Here is a 15,823-nt window from a genome sequence, read left to right on the forward strand (position 1 = left end):
ATGGATACTTAGATCATTTTATTTCTTTCCACATCATTTCTTTAATCTAGGCAGAAAGCTATTTTTGATCATGCTTTCAGACCAGCCTAACCTATTGCCTTTATTGGAAAAACTTGCCACCCAGTTGGAGGGAAGTTTACAAGTAGACCAACTTAGCCGAACACTTTATGCTACCGATGCTTCCGTGTATCGAGAAATGCCCTTGGCGGTCGCTTTTCCAAAGACCGAATCCGATATCCAAAAATTGATTCACTTTGCCTCAGAAAATGGAACTTCCCTGATTCCTCGAACAGCCGGAACTTCTTTGGCTGGGCAATGCGTAGGAAATGGGATTGTGGTGGATGTTTCTAAGCATTTTACTCAAATTCTGGAATTTAATAAAGAAGAAAGATGGGTTCGTGTGCAGCCAGGGGTGGTACGGGATGAGTTAAACCGATTCCTCAAGCCGCATGGGCTCTTTTTCAGTCCGATCACTTCCACTGCTAACCGTGCTATGATTGGCGGCATGGTGGGGAATAATTCCTCCGGGACTACTTCCATCGTCTACGGGGTAACACGGGATAAGGTGATTTCTTTAAATACCATTCTCAGCGACGGGGAAAAGGTCGTTTTTGGAGAAATTTCACAGGATGATTTTGACCGGAAGTGTGGACAGAAAAACCTGGAGGGAGAAATTTATCGACAGATTTTTGACGAACTCAACAACCCTGAAATCCGGGAAGAAATCCATGCCCAATTTCCCAAAAAGTCCATCCATAGACGTAATACTGGCTATGCCGTAGATGAATTGCTAAAAGCAGAACTTTTTGAAGGAAAGGAAAAATTCAGCTTCTGTAAACTTCTGGCTGGTTCGGAGGGTACTTTGGCGTTTACTACTGAAATCAAAATCAGCCTCGATCCGCTTCCCGATCCTGTTGAAATCGTGGTTGCAGCGCACTTTGAGAGTATCCATCAAAGTATGAAGTCTGCTCAAGTTGCCATGAAGCACCCGGCAACAGCGGTGGAATTGATGGATAAAATCATCCTGGATTGTACAAAAGAAAGCATCGAATACTCCAAAAACCGCTACTTCGTGGAGGGTGACCCGGCGGCGATTTTAATGATAGAATTTCGAGGTCAAACCCTTGAAGAGGCCATGGCAAAGGGTGAAGCCTTAGTTGATGACTTAAAATCAGCAGGCTATGGCTATGCCTATCCGATCATAGAACCTGCAAAAGTGGCTTCTGCCTGGGCTCTGCGCGCGGCAGGCTTGGGTTTGTTGGGGAATATTCCGGGAGATCCTAAGGCCGTAGCTTGTATAGAAGATACGGCAGTCGATATTGAAGACTTGGCGGACTACATTTATGAAGTGGATGCGATGATGGAAGGCTTTAATCAAAAGCCTGTGCATTACGCACATGCAGGAGCGGGGGAGATCCATTTGCGACCAATTTTGGATTTGAAAAAAGCTGAGGATGTCGAGGAGTTTTACAAGATTTCCTTGGCCTCAGCTCAATTGGTTAAAAAATATCAGGGATCGCTCTCAGGTGAACATGGAGACGGACGGGTTCGTGCAGCCTTTATCCCATTGATGGTTGGCGAAAAGAATTACGAGCTTTTTCGAAGGATCAAATACACCTGGGATCCCAAGAATATTTTTAATCCGGGAAAAATCGTGGATGCCGCTCCGATGAATAAATTCCTTCGCTATGAACCGGGAATGCAAACTCCAGAGCATGAAACGGTCATAGATTTTTCGAATGTCGGAGGTATACTGCGTCTTGCTGAAAAATGCAACGGTTCTGGAGATTGTAGAAAACTTCCGGGTTCTGGAGGGACGATGTGCCCATCTTATATGGCAACCCGAAACGAGCGGGATACGGTTAGAGGACGAGCTAATACGCTTCGGGAATTTCTGACTTTAGATAAAAAGGAAAATGCCTTTGATCATCCTGAAATCAAGGAAGCATTAGACTTATGTCTCAGCTGCAAAGGTTGTACGGCAGAATGTCCATCAAATGTGGACATGGCCAGCATGAAGGCGGAATTTCTCTTTCAATACCAAAAAACCAATGGGATTCCTCTTCGTTCTAGAGCTTTTGCCTACATCAATGAGTTGAATGAATTGGGTTCAAAAATCCCGGGTATAGCTAATTTTCTCTTGAGTCACTCGTTTACTGGCGGTTTGATGAAATCCTTTTTGGGTGTAGCTCCAGATCGAAATCTGCCAGAAATCAGCCCAATAAGCCTGAGAAAGTGGTATGCCAAAAACTATGAGCTTTTACCGGGTTCGAGTCAGCCGATCAAGACAGTTTACTTCTTTGTGGATGAGTTTACCAATCATAATGATACTTCAATAGGGATTAAGGCAATTTCCCTTTTGAAAAAATTGGGCTACGATATTAAAATTGTTCAGCATGAAGAAAGTGGGCGATCGGCCCTTTCAAAAGGACTTTTGCCAAAGGCAAAAAAGCATGCGGAAGCCAATGTGAAAATCTTTGAAAAGCTAATCGATGGCAATACTCCTTTGATTGGAATCGAGCCTTCGGCCATCTTGAGTTTCCGGGATGAATATCCAAGGATTGTAAGTCCGGACTTAGTTCCAGCGGCCAAAAAGCTGAAGTTTCATGTACAATTGATCGATGAGTTTTTGGGGAAAGAAATAGCTGCCGGAAACATAAAGGCAGAGTCTTTTACTACCAAAACCCAGAAGATTAAGCTTCATGGGCATTGTCATCAAAAGGCACTTTCTTCCCTCAGCTGGACTCAGAAACTACTCACTCTTCCGGTGAATTATACCGTAGAAACCATCCCAAGCGGATGCTGTGGAATGGCTGGTTCTTTTGGCTATGAGGCAGAGCATTATGAGGTTTCCCAGCAAGTGGGGGAGTTGGTTCTTTTCCCAGCCGTTAGAAAAGCAGATTCGGAGACCTTGATCTCTGCTCCAGGAACTTCCTGTCGGCATCAGATTGCAGACGGTACAGGTAGAAAGGCCAAGCATCCCGTGGAGATACTTTGGGAAGCGCTTAATAAATGAAGAATTAAGAATGTAGAATTGAAAATTTAAAAGCTCGATTAATTTCGAGCTTTTCGTTTTTTAGAGGTTTACCCTTTTGGGTCTTTTGATCTTCCATATTTTTTTCCAACTTATTGACATAAAGTCTTCATAGACTTTCAAACCCAAAATACCTCAAAGATGCTTACTCCTTCACAGCAGGAATCCTACCATCAGGATGGATTTCTTATAGTTCGAGAGCTTTTCAGTCCAGAAGAAATAGCGCTCTTGTATTCAGTTGCCACGGATGATACAGTTACTGGCAACTCTTTCGATCTTAATGACCAAGATGGTAAAAAGACCAAATTGACGCTTTGGTTTACAGCTGGAGATGATTCTTTCGGCTTGATGTCAAGATGCGAGCGAATGATCCAGTCAGTGCAAAGTCTGCTAGGGCCTGGGGAAGTTTGCCATTTTCACTCCAAGATTATGCAAAAACAACCTCGGGTTGGGGGAGCTTGGGAATGGCATCAGGATTATGGGTATTGGTACAAAAACGGATTCCTTTATCCAGAAGCAATGATTTCTGTCATGCTTGCCCTAACAGACGCGACCAAGGAAAATGGTTGTCTGCAGGTATTGAAAGGAACACACAAGATGCAGCGGTTTGAGCATACTTTTGTTGGAGAGCAACAAGGGGCAGATTTGGATTTTGTAGCTGAGGCTGAGAAAATTTCGGAACTGATTTATTGCGAATTGAAGGCTGGGGATGTGCTCTTTTTTCATCCAAATCTACTTCATCGCTCAGAAGCCAACCTCAGCGATAAGGCTCGATGGTCAGTAATTTCAGCTTATAATCTTTCTTACAATAAGCCATTTAGGGAAAAGAATACCTCCTGTATTACTCCTGTAGAAATGGTGCAAGATGAGGCCATTTTGGCAAGCGGACAGCGAAAGGTCAGTGGAGCAGATTTTTTAGTAAAGGAAAAAGAGATAACCCTAAACGTGAAATAACCATGCTAAACTTATGTATTCTTGGAGGAGGTTTTATCGGAAGATTTTATGCGGAATCCCTGATTGGAAGAAGGGGGAAAGATCAGGTTTCCGTAGTCTATGCTCGAAGAGAAGAAACAGCTAAGCGCTTTTCCAAAGATTATGATGTTCCTGTCTGGACCACAAATATGGAAGAGGCAATCGCTCATCCCAAAACAGATGTAGTCATCATTGCCTTACCCAATCATGTCCATGAGGATGCAGTGATGCTTTGCGTGAAGCATAAAAAGCCTGTTTTGTGTACCAAGCCATTGGGAAGAAATGCGGAGGAAGCCTTGAGAATGACCAAAGCAGTCGAGGAAGCAGGGGTATTCGCAGGCTATTTGGAGGATCTTTGCTACACTCCAAAATTCCTTAAATCAATTAAAAGCGTGGAGGCTGGAGCGATTGGTCGGGTACTTTGGGCCAAATCCCGTGAAACTCACCCCGGACCACATTCGGATTGGTTTTGGGATATGGAGAAAGCGGGGGGTGGAGCCATTGTTGATCTGGGCTGCCATTGTGTTGAAATCTCCAGGAATTTTATTGGCAAAGATGTCCTTCCTGTAGAGGTCATGTGTTGGGCGGATACGCAGGTCAAACCCATCGAAGCAGAAGATCATGCCATCGGATTGGTCAAATACGAAAATGGAGCGATAGGGCAGTTTGAGGTTTCCTGGACTTTCAGGGGAGGAATGGATTTGCGGGATGAGGTAATGGGAACCGAGGGGACAATTTGGATCAATTCCTTTTTGAGAACAGGTTTTGAAATGTTCAGCAGTGGAGAAGGTCAAGGCTACGTGGCTGAAAAAGCGGAAACTTCCTCGGGATGGCTCTTTCCAGTGGGAGATGAGGCCCATGAATTAGGCTACCCAAACATGTTTATCGATATGTTTGAATCCTTGGAAAAAGGCACTCAACCTAGGGAAACTTTCTACGATGGCTATGTGGTAAATGCCATCTTGGATGCAGCCTATAAGTCTGCAAAAACGAAACTTTGGGAACCGGTAGATTTGCCACTTTGGAGAGGAAAAAGAGGATTAACCAAGCCTTCCGTATATAATTCCTATGACGAAGACCATTGGTTGATCAAAGAAGAAGTGCTCCCGAATGGGGATAAGAAGGTGATTTTGAAAGAAAAGAAGACGGGGAAAATCTTTTCTAGAGACCACCTTGTTCAATAAGCTCCATTGAAGGGCAATTAGTATAAATGCTTTATCAGGGTTCCTTTGTGACCCTGTTTTTGTTTTTTCTTAAAGGTTTTTTAAAACTTGTTTTGGCGTCAATATTGGAAGATGAGGACGGGAGTGGCCCAAAAACTTTTTATCATTTGTCAAAATACAATCTGTCCCGTGAGTGATACAGATAAAGTAGTGGATCGCATCCTCCAAATCTGTAAACTGTGAATCCAATGCACTTAAAATCTCATTTTTCGAGCCTTCTAAAAATTCAAACCTGGAACAAATAATGCTGGCTATGCTTTTGGTTACTTCGGTTCCTTTGGCCAGTTGGAGAAAATAACAAGCCGTTTGAAGAATTGAAATGGAAATGAATCCCTTTATTTCTCCCTCGTCTAATTTTTGAAATATTTCATTGACAAGGGTTTGTTCTTGACTTCTTTCTAAGAAAAAATCAAGAATCACATTGACATCAAAAAAAACCTTCATAGTCTATCCTTCTGCTCCTCTACTTTTTCTGTATTCTTCTTTCCAGTTTATTTCTTCTGGAAATTCAACTTGAGACTTAGGTAAAGATTTCATGAATTCGATTAAGGTCATCCCTTTGGGAAAGAGTGGACGAGGCTTAAGTAAGGATTCAAAATGTTCCTGAACCAAGTCAGAAACTGATCTTTCTTGGCTCTCGGCATAAGCTTTTATTTTATCTAAAAGCTTTTCCTCAATAGTAATATTCAGTTTCTTTTTCATTAGGTATACGTATAATTTAACAAATATACGCATAAGTAATTTTTAACTGATTACAGCCTTAAGAAAAAATTAGATCGTGTTTAGTTATGAAATTAAAATGGGCTTTTTTACCCTAACACTAAATGCAAAAACCATCAGGAAGCAGAGAAAAGGGAGGAAAAAGGAGAAGTTTACCTCCGGAACTCCGAGTATCAACGTATCGGTATACCCCTTGCCACCCCAGTCTAAAATCATTCCTTGAAGGGTGGGCATGATTGCTCCGCCTACAATAGCCATTACCAAATAAGCAGCTGCAAACTTCGAGTCCTCACCCAGTCCTTCCAATGCAATTCCATAGATGGTTGGGAACATCAAAGACATAGCGAAACTGATCCCAACCAAGGAATACAGGCCTAAAATTCCTTGGATAAAAATAGCGCCGACAGTAAATGCCATGGCAAGAATTGCAAAGCCTGCTAATAATTTGGTTGGGGAAATTACTCGTAGAAGTACCGTGCAAATCCATCTTCCAATCAAAAAAACTCCCAAAGAAGCATAGGCATAATTTACTGCATCATAGGTAGAGATACCAATCGACTCTGCATATTGGTAGATGTAGGTCCAAACCATAATCTGAGCTCCCACATAAAACATTTGAGCCAAAGTTCCCTCTACGAAATTCCTGTTTTTCAGGAGTCGTTTCATGGTAGCTCCAAAATCAATTTTCCCATGTGAATCCTTATTCTCCGGCATTTTTGCCAAGGCAATCACAACCAAAATAACCAGTACCACCAAGCCCAAAATCACGTATGGATTTCGAATGACCATCAAATCATTAGTTCGAATGGCTGCTTTTGAAACCTCATCCAAGGAGTCAAAAATGATGTTTCCATTTTCGTCGGTATTGTTTGATTCGAGGGCATTTAAAATGAATGTTTTGGCTACAAAAAGCCCAGCCAAAGCTCCCATAGGATTGAAAGCTTGAGCCAAATTTAGTCTTTGAGTCGCTGTGGACTCGGGGCCCATTGAAAGGATGTATGGATTTGCAGTAGTTTCCAAAAATGCCAATCCAAAGGTCAGGATGTACAAAGCCGCTAAAAAGAATCCATAGCTTTCCCATGCTGCAGCAGGGTAGAAAAGGACAGCCCCAAAGGCGTAAAGGCCTAATCCTAATAATACTCCGATTTTATAGCTGTACTTTTTAATAAAAAAAGCAGCAGGCAAGGCCATGGTAAAATACCCACCGTAAAATGCCAGTTGGACCCAAGAGGCCTGGGTGTTATTCAGTTCTAAAACCCGCTTAAAAGCCGCTACCATCGGGTTGGTGATATCATTCGCAAATCCCCACAAAGCAAAAAGTGATGTGATCAGGATGAAGGGGACGATTAGGTTTTTGGGTACTAGAGCGTGCTTTTGGGTCATAAAGATCGGTCGAGATGAGTGTAGCCACCGTCTACATAGAGATGCTGTCCGGTGATATGGGAGGCTTTATCTGAAAGTAGGAAAATTGCCATGGAAGCAATTTCTTCTGGAGTGGTCATTCTTTTTCCCAAGGGAATTTTTCGGTTGATTTCCTGAAGTTTTTCTTCAGGATTTGGGAAAGAGTTTATCCAGGATTCATACATGGGAGTGTAAACTTCTGCAGGCAATATCGCATTGACCCGGATTTGGTAGGGAAGGAGTTCTACTGCCCATTCTCTTGTCAATGCAAGTTGAGCCCCTTTGGCTGCTACATAGCCGGAAGTCCCGCCTTGGCCGGTCACGGCAGTTTTGGAAGAAATATTGACTAAAGCCCCCTTACTTTTTTTGAGAAAAGGAAGGGCGTAGTGAACCAAATGATAATAATGGAACAGATTGTTGGCAATAGATTGGGCAAATTTCTCGGGAGTTCCATGTTCTAATCCAACACCGTCATTTGCCCCAGCATTGTTTACGACTCCATCGATTTTGCCAAACTTCTTTATGGTTGTTTGAACAACTTCTTGAGCCTGTTCCGGTGAAAAAAGTCGAATAGGGATTTGCAATGCCTTTCCTCCAGCAAGAGCTACAAGTTCTTTCCCCTCCTTTTCAGAGGGATCAATGAGTACTGGAATAGCCCCTTCTTCAATCAACCCTCTGGAAATCGCACCTCCGATTCCTTTTGCCCCACCAGAGACTAAAATTACTTTGTCTTTTAAGTTCAGGTCCATGAAGTTCTTCGGATTTAATTGATCTGATAAAATTCAGCTGCTGTTTCTCCCATAATCCTGTCCCTTTCTCCTGCCGAAAGAGCATTACTAAAATCCTCCACCACTTGAAAAACCTGTTCGTACTCTCCAGCTACCAAACAAACTGGCCAGTCGCTTCCAAACATTAACCTTTCAGGTCCAAAAAGTTCCAAGGCAATTTCTAAGTAGGGGAAAAGTTCGGAGGGATTCCATTTTTTCCAATCCGCTTCAGTAATCATTCCGGAAAGCTTACAATGAATGAGCTCTCTTTCAGCTAGTGGAATCATAGCCTTTTTCCATTCTTTCCATTCCCCATCTTTGATATAGGGTTTCGACAAATGGTCAATTACAAATCGCTGATTTGGACAATTTTTCACCAGATCCAAAGCAGCCGATAATTGATGGGGAAAAGTCAAAATATCATAAGTGTAACCTCTTTTCTCCAATTTGTGGATTCCACGGATAAAATCTTTTCGCAGCATATACCCTGGATCCTTGGATTGAAGAACTTCCCTGAATCCCACCAAATGAGGATTTTGCGAATAGTTATCCAAGATTTCATCCAAGTCATCTTTTGCTAAATCAGCCCATCCTACCACACCAAGTATCCATTCATGCTGATCGGCTAAATCCAAAAGGAAGTCGGTTTCTCTTAAACTCTCATCAGCCTGAACAGCAATGCACCCATCGATTTTGGCATCTTGCAAAAGTGGATAAAGGTCACCCGGTGCGAAATTTCTTCGTATCCGATTCATTTCAGGAGTGATCCAGTCCTGCTTTTGGGGATCATAATTCCAAAAATGCTGATGGGAGTCTACTCTCATGCTTCAGGATCTTTGAGAGCTACCTGTCTTGAAATTCCTAAGCCTTCAATACCCAACTCCACAATATCCCCATACTCCAAATAGCGAGGATTAGGCTTGAGACCCATGCCTACTCCGGCTGGTGTTCCTGTGGAAATGACGTCTCCTGGTAGCAAGGTCATGTATTGGCTTAGGTGCTCTATAAGAGTAGGGATATCAAAAATAAGATCTGAGGTATTGCTGTCCTGAAGGATTTTGCCATTCAGTTTCAACCAAAGTCTCAAGTTGTGTGGGTCAGGGATTTCATCCTTTGTAACTAAAGTTGGTCCGAGCGGAGCGAAATGATCCGCGCTTTTTCCTTTTACCCATTGTCCTCCATGGTGCAACTGGAAATCCCGCTCGCTGACATCATTGTGAAGGCAATAGCCAGCGATATATTCATAGGCATTTTCTTTTTTCACATACTTTGCTCGCTTGCCGATGACCACAGCGAGTTCTACTTCCCAATCTGTTTTTACAGAATTTCTGGGAATAAAAATGGGATCGTAAGGGCCGCAAAGTGAAGAAGTGGCCTTCATGAAAATAATCGGAACTTCAGGAACCGCCATTCCAGCTTCCTCTGCATGCTTTCTATAGTTCAAGCCAATGCAGATGATTTTAGAAGGCCGGGAAATAGGCGATCCGATCCTCGAACCAGCGGGAATCTCCTTCAATTGGTTCTGATTAGTTTTAAGCCAAGCAGACAATCTTGCCAATCCGTCTTTTGCAAAAAATGCTTCGTTCCAGTCCTCACCAAAACTGCTGCAGTCGAGATTTACTCCCTCGGAAGTTTGAATTCCGGGTTTTTCTGAGCCAAATTCTCCAAATCGTATAAGTTTCATAGGGTAATGGTTTTAAAGTTTGGTGAAAAAGGAGGACTTGGATTTACATCTTTAAGCCCATAAATCCTCCATCAATGGTGTAATTGGCTCCAGTAATAAAACTGCCAGCATCGGAACTTATAAAGTACGCCAATTCAGCAATTTCTTCCGGTGTTCCCATTCTTCCTAGCGGTTGGGTAGCAGCGAGTTTGGCGAACATTTCCTTTTCCTGTCCGGGATAATTTTTAGCTAAAAAACCATCCACAAATGGGGTATGTACTCTACCCGGAGAAATACAGTTGCAACGTATGCCTTGATCTACATAATCTCTGGCGATGCTTAAGGTCATGGATAAAACAGCTCCTTTGGTCATGCTGTAGGCAAAGCGATCCGGAATCCCGATGGTGGCCGCAACCGAGCAGAGATTCAAAATAGAACCTCCGCCTTTTTCCAGGAGTTTGGGTAAAGCCGCTTTGATTGCATGAAATACTCCTTTGATGTTTACCGAATAAAGGCGATCAAAGTCCTCTCCAGTGGTGTTCTCAACTTTCCCGATATGGGAGATTCCAGCATTGTTGATAAGGACGTCTAATTTACTCGGAATAGAATGGACCAAATGGCGCACATTTTCTTCATCACTTAGATTCCCTTCCAGAAATTTTACGGAGAGACCTTTCTCATGCTCTTCCATTTGGACCTTGGTACCTTCTATGTGATTGGTGTCGATAAAATAGACCTGAGATCCTTCCGCTGCGAATTTTTTCACCATTGCGAGCCCGATACCGCTGGCTCCTCCCGTGATCAAAACTGTTTTATGTTTCATAGCTGAGTTTTTATGGGATTAAAGTCGAACCACCTCTCCAGTTTTCACAGATTCGTCACAGGCAAAAGCAATCTTGAGGCTGTTTAAAGCATCATCCAAATGATCTGTTAAATCCCAATTTTCCTGAATTGCCTTCAAGAAATAGGCTTGTTCTCGATGACAAAGTTCCTGGTGCCCAGGTTCATCGGTCATGTCTATCCATTCATCGGGTTTTATAAAGTGGTTTTTCTCATCCAAATCTGCATGATGTACCCGAATTGATTCGGTTTTGGTATGGGAATCCACATCGTCTGATTTCCCTGCTTTTCCAGCTTCTTTGGCGACTATGGATACTGCTCCTTTTGGTCCAAATACGTCTTTGACAAAAAAAGCAGTCTCACTGATCATCGGACCCCAACCCGCCTCATACCAACCCACAGATCCATCCTCAAATCGAATTTGTAGTTGGCCGTAGTTGTAGTTGTCTTTAGAAATATCTTCTGTCAATCTTGCTCCAATGGCTGATACCCAAACTGGCTTGGATCTGGTCATTTGACACATCACATCAATATAGTGAACTCCACAATCCACAATTGGACTGAGGGATTTCATTAGGTTGCGGTGAACATCCCACATGAAACCATGGCTTTGCTGGTTTAGATTCATGCGCATCACCAAAGGTTTTCCCAGCTTTTGGGCTTCTTCAATAAAGCGAATCCAAGAAGGATGATGCCTTAATATGTAGCCCACCACCACTTTTTTCTGCTTCTCTTTCGCTTTGGCTATGATTTTCTCACATCCCAAAATAGAATCAGCCAGGGGTTTTTCTATAAAAATATGGCAATCTGCTTCCAGTGCCTTTAGAGCAAATTCCTCGTGGGTATCTGGATAAGTTGAGATACAAACGGCTTGGGGTTGCGTGGCATTTAGCGCCTCTTCAAAATCTTCAAATAGGTCGTACTTCCCACCTAATTTTTGGTTTAATCTGACTTTACTTTCCCCTCGGGCCACTAGTCCGCAGATTTCAAATTCAGGCATATGATGATAGGCAGTTGCATGAGAAGCTCCCATATTTCCACAGCCAACCACCAAAATTTTAATTTTATCACTCATTTGTTAGAATAGGTTTGATTGGGTTTATTGTTCAATAAGCTTAATTAATTCATCTTTTGAAAGATAAATTATATCGATGTCAAGCGTAATAGGATTGAGCGGTTGGTCAGTTTCGTCCCGTTTGACACTTACAATCTGATCCACTATTTCCATACCCTTGATGACTTTTCCAAAGACCGTGTATTTCCCGTCAAGCCGATGTAAGCCTTCCTTATTTTGGACGATATAGAATTGGCACCTGGCAGAAAGCATGCCTGGATTATCATCCCTTCCAGCTCCAACCGCTCCATAAACATGCGTTAGCTCTGGATCAAATTCAGGTTCCAGTAAATATTCGGGATCCTTAAATCCTTCAGGAGTATCCGGACATCCACCTTGAGCTACAAAATTGGGAATGACCCGATTGAACGAAAGCGAATCCCAATACCCTAATTCTGCGAGCTGGATAAAGCTTTTTTGGTGATTTGGAGTGCGGTCATCCAAAGAAATAAGAATTTCTCCCAAAGGGGTGCTGATTTTTCCGACGGGAAGCGTTTCTTGCGCAAAACATAGATTACCGAGGAATAAAAGAAAAAAGAAGAGGGAGGTCAGTGTTTTTTTCATGCCTAGCTTTTGGGGCTTTTCTTAGGAAATCAAGTTACAAAACCCTTTGAACTTAGGCGCGCTCTCCATTTACTTTTCCGGAATTTTTAACTGGTTTTGATTGACTACCGGATTTGCATACATGGCCAGGAAGTTTTTTACCAAAAATTCATTCTTGGCATCGACTTTATCATTCAGCCTTTTGGTGAAGGAGTTTTTTTCTTCTTCTGTGTAGAAGTTTGAAAAGGTTGAGCAATCATTTAGTAGGTCATAAGCAATGTAATTGCTAGGCCAAAGCTTATATCCCGACCAGATTTTGGAATCTATCACTTCCGCTAATTGGGATAGCTTTTCTCCCAAATTAGCCTCGGACCGATTGATTTCCCGAATTTCATGATTTAGTGTGCCATTTACCTGAATGTGAATCCTTTTCTTGGTGCCCATGATTCCCCTCAGGAGATTTAGAAAGTCTTCATTTTCGGATTTCACATATTTTTCATCCCTTGCCTTTGCAATTAATTCAGGCATTTTTAAGGCATCAGTTGGGTCATATTCATAAGAAATAGACACCGGAACCAAATTGATTTTCTCGAAGAAATCGAATGGATTTGCACTTTCCTCAGCCAAGGTTAGCATTTTCAAAACTCCCTTGTGCGTGGAGTCATTGCCATCCTTGGTTCTGCCTTCTTTTTGAGCGGTCCACACTGAGCGGTTTTCTTTCAGTAGGGATTTATGGATGAATTCTGAAACCAATTTAGAACTTTCGAATAAAGCCCTTCCCGACAATCCTCTTCTAATGGCAAAGTTTCTATTGAGCTTAGAAAGGATATGCAAAAAAGGCTGCCTGATCAAATTATCCCCAATTGCAGAGGTAGTCATTACCAAGCCTTTCTCATATAAGCAGGAATTTAGCAATGAGGTGTCCAGAATAATGTCCCGGTGATTGGAAATGAATAGGTAGGCGGTATTTGGTTTTAATACTTCAAATCCTCCGGTGAAAAGGCCATCTGAACTTTTTTCTAAAACTTTCTGCAGGGCAGGATAAATAAAATTGATCTGAAAATCACGAAGGGAATGAGTATGTAGCATTTGCTTTTTCCAATGGTTTTCAGTGTCATTGGGAAAAGTGAAATTCATCATTGCTTCTAGCATTGGTTCATCAATGATCTGCTTGATAGCAGCATTGGCTTCCGCATCGTAAAAGGGTCTGATAGGGTCAAATTTGGACATAATGTTGGGTGTCTCGCTGCAAAAAGCAAAATTAACCTGGAAATTGTAAGACTTTTTTAGATAGACGGGCAGTCAACCGAAAGAATTAATTTCTTTTAAGATACTTATTTAGAAAATGGAAGTGGACCGGAAGAGCATCTGTCCAATACTGCCAAGTATGGGCACCGGGTCGTTCGGTATATTCATGGGGAGTTCCATTTTCCAAAAGTAATTGGTGCATCTGTCGATTGGTATCAATCAGGAAATCATCAACTCCACAATCAATGATCAAAGCCAATCCATTTGCTTTCATTTGATTCACCAATCCCACGACTGTAAAAGGGTTGAAGGCAGGGCCATCATAATTCAGATTCTCACCAAGCATTTCCTTTTGTCCATCCGCTCTCAACTTTCGGAAGTCTTCGGGAACTTCCCACATTCTAGTATCAATATTCATCACTCCACTCATACTACCAGCTGCTGAAAATAATTCTGGATGTTTGGCAGAAAGCATGAGTGAACCATGTCCACCCATGGAAAGTCCGGTGATGGCTCGGGATTCTTTTTGAGCTAGAGTTCGGTAATTTCTATCAATATGAGGAATCAATTCATTGATGAAATAGGTCTCGTATTTCACAGAATCCATTTTTGGACTGTCATAATAATAACTGGCAGGACCAACACTAGGAGTAACTATAATTAAGTCATATTGCTCTGCCAATTGATTGACCAGGCCTTTTTGAGTGACTTTTTGATGCCAATCACTGAAAGAACCAGATCCACCGTGGAGGAGATAGATGACTGCAAACTTTTTATCAGAGTTGGAATAGGAAGATGGAAGGGTCACAGCTGCTCGAAGATTTTTCTTCATGGTAGGACTATACACTTCTATGCTATCCACCTTTGCCTGTCCAATGGATAGCAAAGGAATAGACAGAAATAGAAGAAGAATAATAGTCTTTACTATTCGGCTTCTGCGCATAGATAAATAGTTTTCTATCAGTTTCTTGGATAAAATATTGGCGCTCATTTCAAGGGATTTTGTGCTTTTTTGGGTCATTAAAGTTAGTATTAAAAGTCAGGATTGAACCAGATTTGTACTGCTTATCATTGAGAATCCTAAATTGAAAATGTATCTTCCAGTAATCTATCCGATACTAGATGAGCAATCTCCAAAAAACGGCCTATTTTCTAATGGTAATTGTTTTTGGCGCAATAGTGCTTAAAGAGGGCGCTTTTATATTGGTTCCTCTGGTCTGGGGAGTGTTTTTTGCCTTTGCGCTTTATCCTATATCAAGGTGGTTTGAAAACAAAAGAATCCCAAGAGGAATGGCAATTATCCTATCCATCCTTTTGATTACGATTTTCGCTTTTTCAATTTTTTATCTTCTGCTAAATCAAATGGTAGGGCTGATCCGAGAAATCCCTGAAATAGGGGAAAACCTTGAAATGAAGCTTCATAGGTACTCGGATGAGTTGTCGTTGATTTTGGGTAAAGAATGGCTAAATCCGAATCACAATCAAGATATTCTAGCTGTCATTACGCCTGAAAATTTCCAAAGCACCTTATTTGAAACTGGAAAATCTTTGGCCCTTGCCGGAGTAATTCCACTTTATAGTTTCCTTTTTCTCTATTACAAAGATTTCTTTACTGAGTTTCTTTTCAGGCTTTCAAAGGATAATAAGGATGAGCTCATTTTGTGGGTGGAGAATTCTGGTCAGGTAATTCAATCATATTTGGCTGGAATTATTCGTGTTACTGGAATAGTTGCCGTTCTGTGTGGTTTGTTTTTTTTAGCAATAGGAGTCAAATACTTTCTTCTATTCGCAGTTTTCTTGGCAATAATGAATCTGATTCCTTATGTCGGCGTCGTGATTTCTTCCTTTTTTGTAATTCTTTACGTGTTTTTGACAACGGATAGTTTGTTCTATCCTTTGGTAACCGGTTTTACGCTTTGGGGAATCCAGCTTTTGGAAAATAATATTATTACTCCACTTGTGGTTGGGTCTAAAGTAAAAGTGAATGCCTTGGCGGTGATTTTGGCTATTTTATTGGGAGGATGGCTTTGGGGGATTTCAGGAATGGTTCTTTTCATACCCCTAGTTGGCGTATTAAAAATTACTCTGAGTAGAAATGAGAGTCTTCATCCCTTTGCATATTTATTGGGAGATGAAGTTCCTGTCACTGAATTGAATGAGAATTTTTTGAAGATTTTGGGAAGGAAGATGAAAAAGAAAAATCCAAATCCACACAATTGATAGGATGAATTTGGAGATTTATTTATTTGATTTTCAGGGTTAATTGAAAAATTTTAAGCTTTATTTTCTAAATTTTGA

The 15,823-nt window shown here is 41.6% G+C and carries 15 protein-coding genes; 4 read left to right on the forward strand and 11 right to left on the reverse strand.

Annotated elements, in window-relative coordinates; translation table 11 throughout:
- Positions 1-70 precede the first annotated feature (70 nt).
- The 3 genes from DFQ04_RS01125 to DFQ04_RS01135 all read left to right on the forward strand — a co-directional run bounded on the left by DFQ04_RS01125 (position 71) and on the right by DFQ04_RS01135 (position 5,190).
- The gene (locus DFQ04_RS01125; RefSeq protein ID WP_133551861.1) at positions 71-3,016 is read left to right on the forward strand and encodes an FAD-binding and (Fe-S)-binding domain-containing protein; all 2,946 of its coding nucleotides are present in this window, start codon (positions 71-73) and stop codon (positions 3,014-3,016) included.
- Between the two features lie 159 nt (positions 3,017-3,175).
- Positions 3,176-3,988 (forward strand): phytanoyl-CoA dioxygenase family protein, encoded by an 813-nt coding sequence (locus DFQ04_RS01130; RefSeq protein ID WP_133551863.1) that lies wholly within the window; start codon positions 3,176-3,178, stop codon positions 3,986-3,988.
- Between the two features lie 2 nt (positions 3,989-3,990).
- Positions 3,991-5,190: a Gfo/Idh/MocA family protein gene (locus DFQ04_RS01135; RefSeq protein WP_133551865.1), complete on the forward strand. Its 1,200-nt coding sequence runs from the start codon at positions 3,991-3,993 to the stop codon at positions 5,188-5,190.
- Positions 5,191-5,259: 69 nt separating this feature from the next.
- Here the strand turns inward: DFQ04_RS01135 and DFQ04_RS01140 are convergent, their stop codons facing one another.
- The 11 genes from DFQ04_RS01140 to DFQ04_RS01190 all read right to left on the reverse strand — a co-directional run bounded on the left by DFQ04_RS01140 (position 5,260) and on the right by DFQ04_RS01190 (position 14,516).
- Positions 5,260-5,673: a type II toxin-antitoxin system VapC family toxin gene (locus DFQ04_RS01140; protein WP_133551867.1), complete on the reverse strand. Its 414-nt coding sequence runs from the start codon at positions 5,671-5,673 to the stop codon at positions 5,260-5,262.
- A gap of 3 nt (positions 5,674-5,676) precedes the next feature.
- Positions 5,677-5,931: a DUF6364 family protein gene (locus DFQ04_RS01145; RefSeq protein WP_133551869.1), complete on the reverse strand. Its 255-nt coding sequence runs from the start codon at positions 5,929-5,931 to the stop codon at positions 5,677-5,679.
- Positions 5,932-6,015: 84 nt separating this feature from the next.
- Entirely contained in the window at positions 6,016-7,332 is a 1,317-nt protein-coding gene (gene fucP / locus DFQ04_RS01150; RefSeq protein ID WP_133551871.1) for an L-fucose:H+ symporter permease, read from the reverse strand.
- Positions 7,329-8,099, reverse strand: coding sequence for an L-fucose dehydrogenase (locus tag DFQ04_RS01155; RefSeq protein ID WP_133551873.1), 771 nt, complete (start codon positions 8,097-8,099; stop codon positions 7,329-7,331). The genes fucP and DFQ04_RS01155 overlap by 4 nt, the downstream gene beginning before the upstream one ends.
- 14 nt (positions 8,100-8,113) lie before the next feature.
- Positions 8,114-8,941 (reverse strand): amidohydrolase family protein, encoded by an 828-nt coding sequence (locus DFQ04_RS01160; RefSeq protein ID WP_133551875.1) that lies wholly within the window; start codon positions 8,939-8,941, stop codon positions 8,114-8,116.
- The gene (locus tag DFQ04_RS01165) at positions 8,938-9,801 is read right to left on the reverse strand and encodes a fumarylacetoacetate hydrolase family protein (RefSeq protein ID WP_133551877.1); all 864 of its coding nucleotides are present in this window, start codon (positions 9,799-9,801) and stop codon (positions 8,938-8,940) included. The genes DFQ04_RS01160 and DFQ04_RS01165 overlap by 4 nt, the downstream gene beginning before the upstream one ends.
- Positions 9,802-9,844: 43 nt before the next feature.
- Entirely contained in the window at positions 9,845-10,603 is a 759-nt protein-coding gene (locus tag DFQ04_RS01170; RefSeq protein ID WP_133551879.1) for an SDR family NAD(P)-dependent oxidoreductase, read from the reverse strand.
- Positions 10,604-10,621: 18 nt separating this feature from the next.
- Positions 10,622-11,695, reverse strand: a complete 1,074-nt coding sequence (locus tag DFQ04_RS01175) for a Gfo/Idh/MocA family protein (protein ID WP_133551881.1) — start codon at positions 11,693-11,695, stop codon at positions 10,622-10,624.
- A 24-nt stretch (positions 11,696-11,719) separates the two neighbouring features.
- The gene (locus tag DFQ04_RS01180; RefSeq protein ID WP_133551883.1) at positions 11,720-12,298 is read right to left on the reverse strand and encodes a peptidylprolyl isomerase; all 579 of its coding nucleotides are present in this window, start codon (positions 12,296-12,298) and stop codon (positions 11,720-11,722) included.
- 69 nt (positions 12,299-12,367) lie between these two features.
- Positions 12,368-13,507, reverse strand: a complete 1,140-nt coding sequence (locus tag DFQ04_RS01185) for a 1-acyl-sn-glycerol-3-phosphate acyltransferase (protein WP_133551885.1) — start codon at positions 13,505-13,507, stop codon at positions 12,368-12,370.
- An 85-nt stretch (positions 13,508-13,592) separates the two neighbouring features.
- Positions 13,593-14,516 carry an alpha/beta hydrolase gene (locus DFQ04_RS01190; RefSeq protein ID WP_317129581.1) on the reverse strand — a complete coding sequence of 308 codons (924 nt, stop codon included), beginning with the start codon at positions 14,514-14,516 and terminating at the stop codon, positions 13,593-13,595.
- Positions 14,517-14,647: 131 nt separating this feature from the next.
- On the opposite strand from DFQ04_RS01190, the gene DFQ04_RS01195 reads away from it, so the two are divergent.
- Positions 14,648-15,745: an AI-2E family transporter gene (locus DFQ04_RS01195; protein ID WP_133551887.1), complete on the forward strand. Its 1,098-nt coding sequence runs from the start codon at positions 14,648-14,650 to the stop codon at positions 15,743-15,745.
- Positions 15,746-15,823: the final 78 nt, after the last annotated feature.

Source organism: Algoriphagus boseongensis, assembly GCF_004362805.1.
In the GTDB taxonomy this organism is placed as follows: domain Bacteria; phylum Bacteroidota; class Bacteroidia; order Cytophagales; family Cyclobacteriaceae; genus Algoriphagus; species Algoriphagus boseongensis.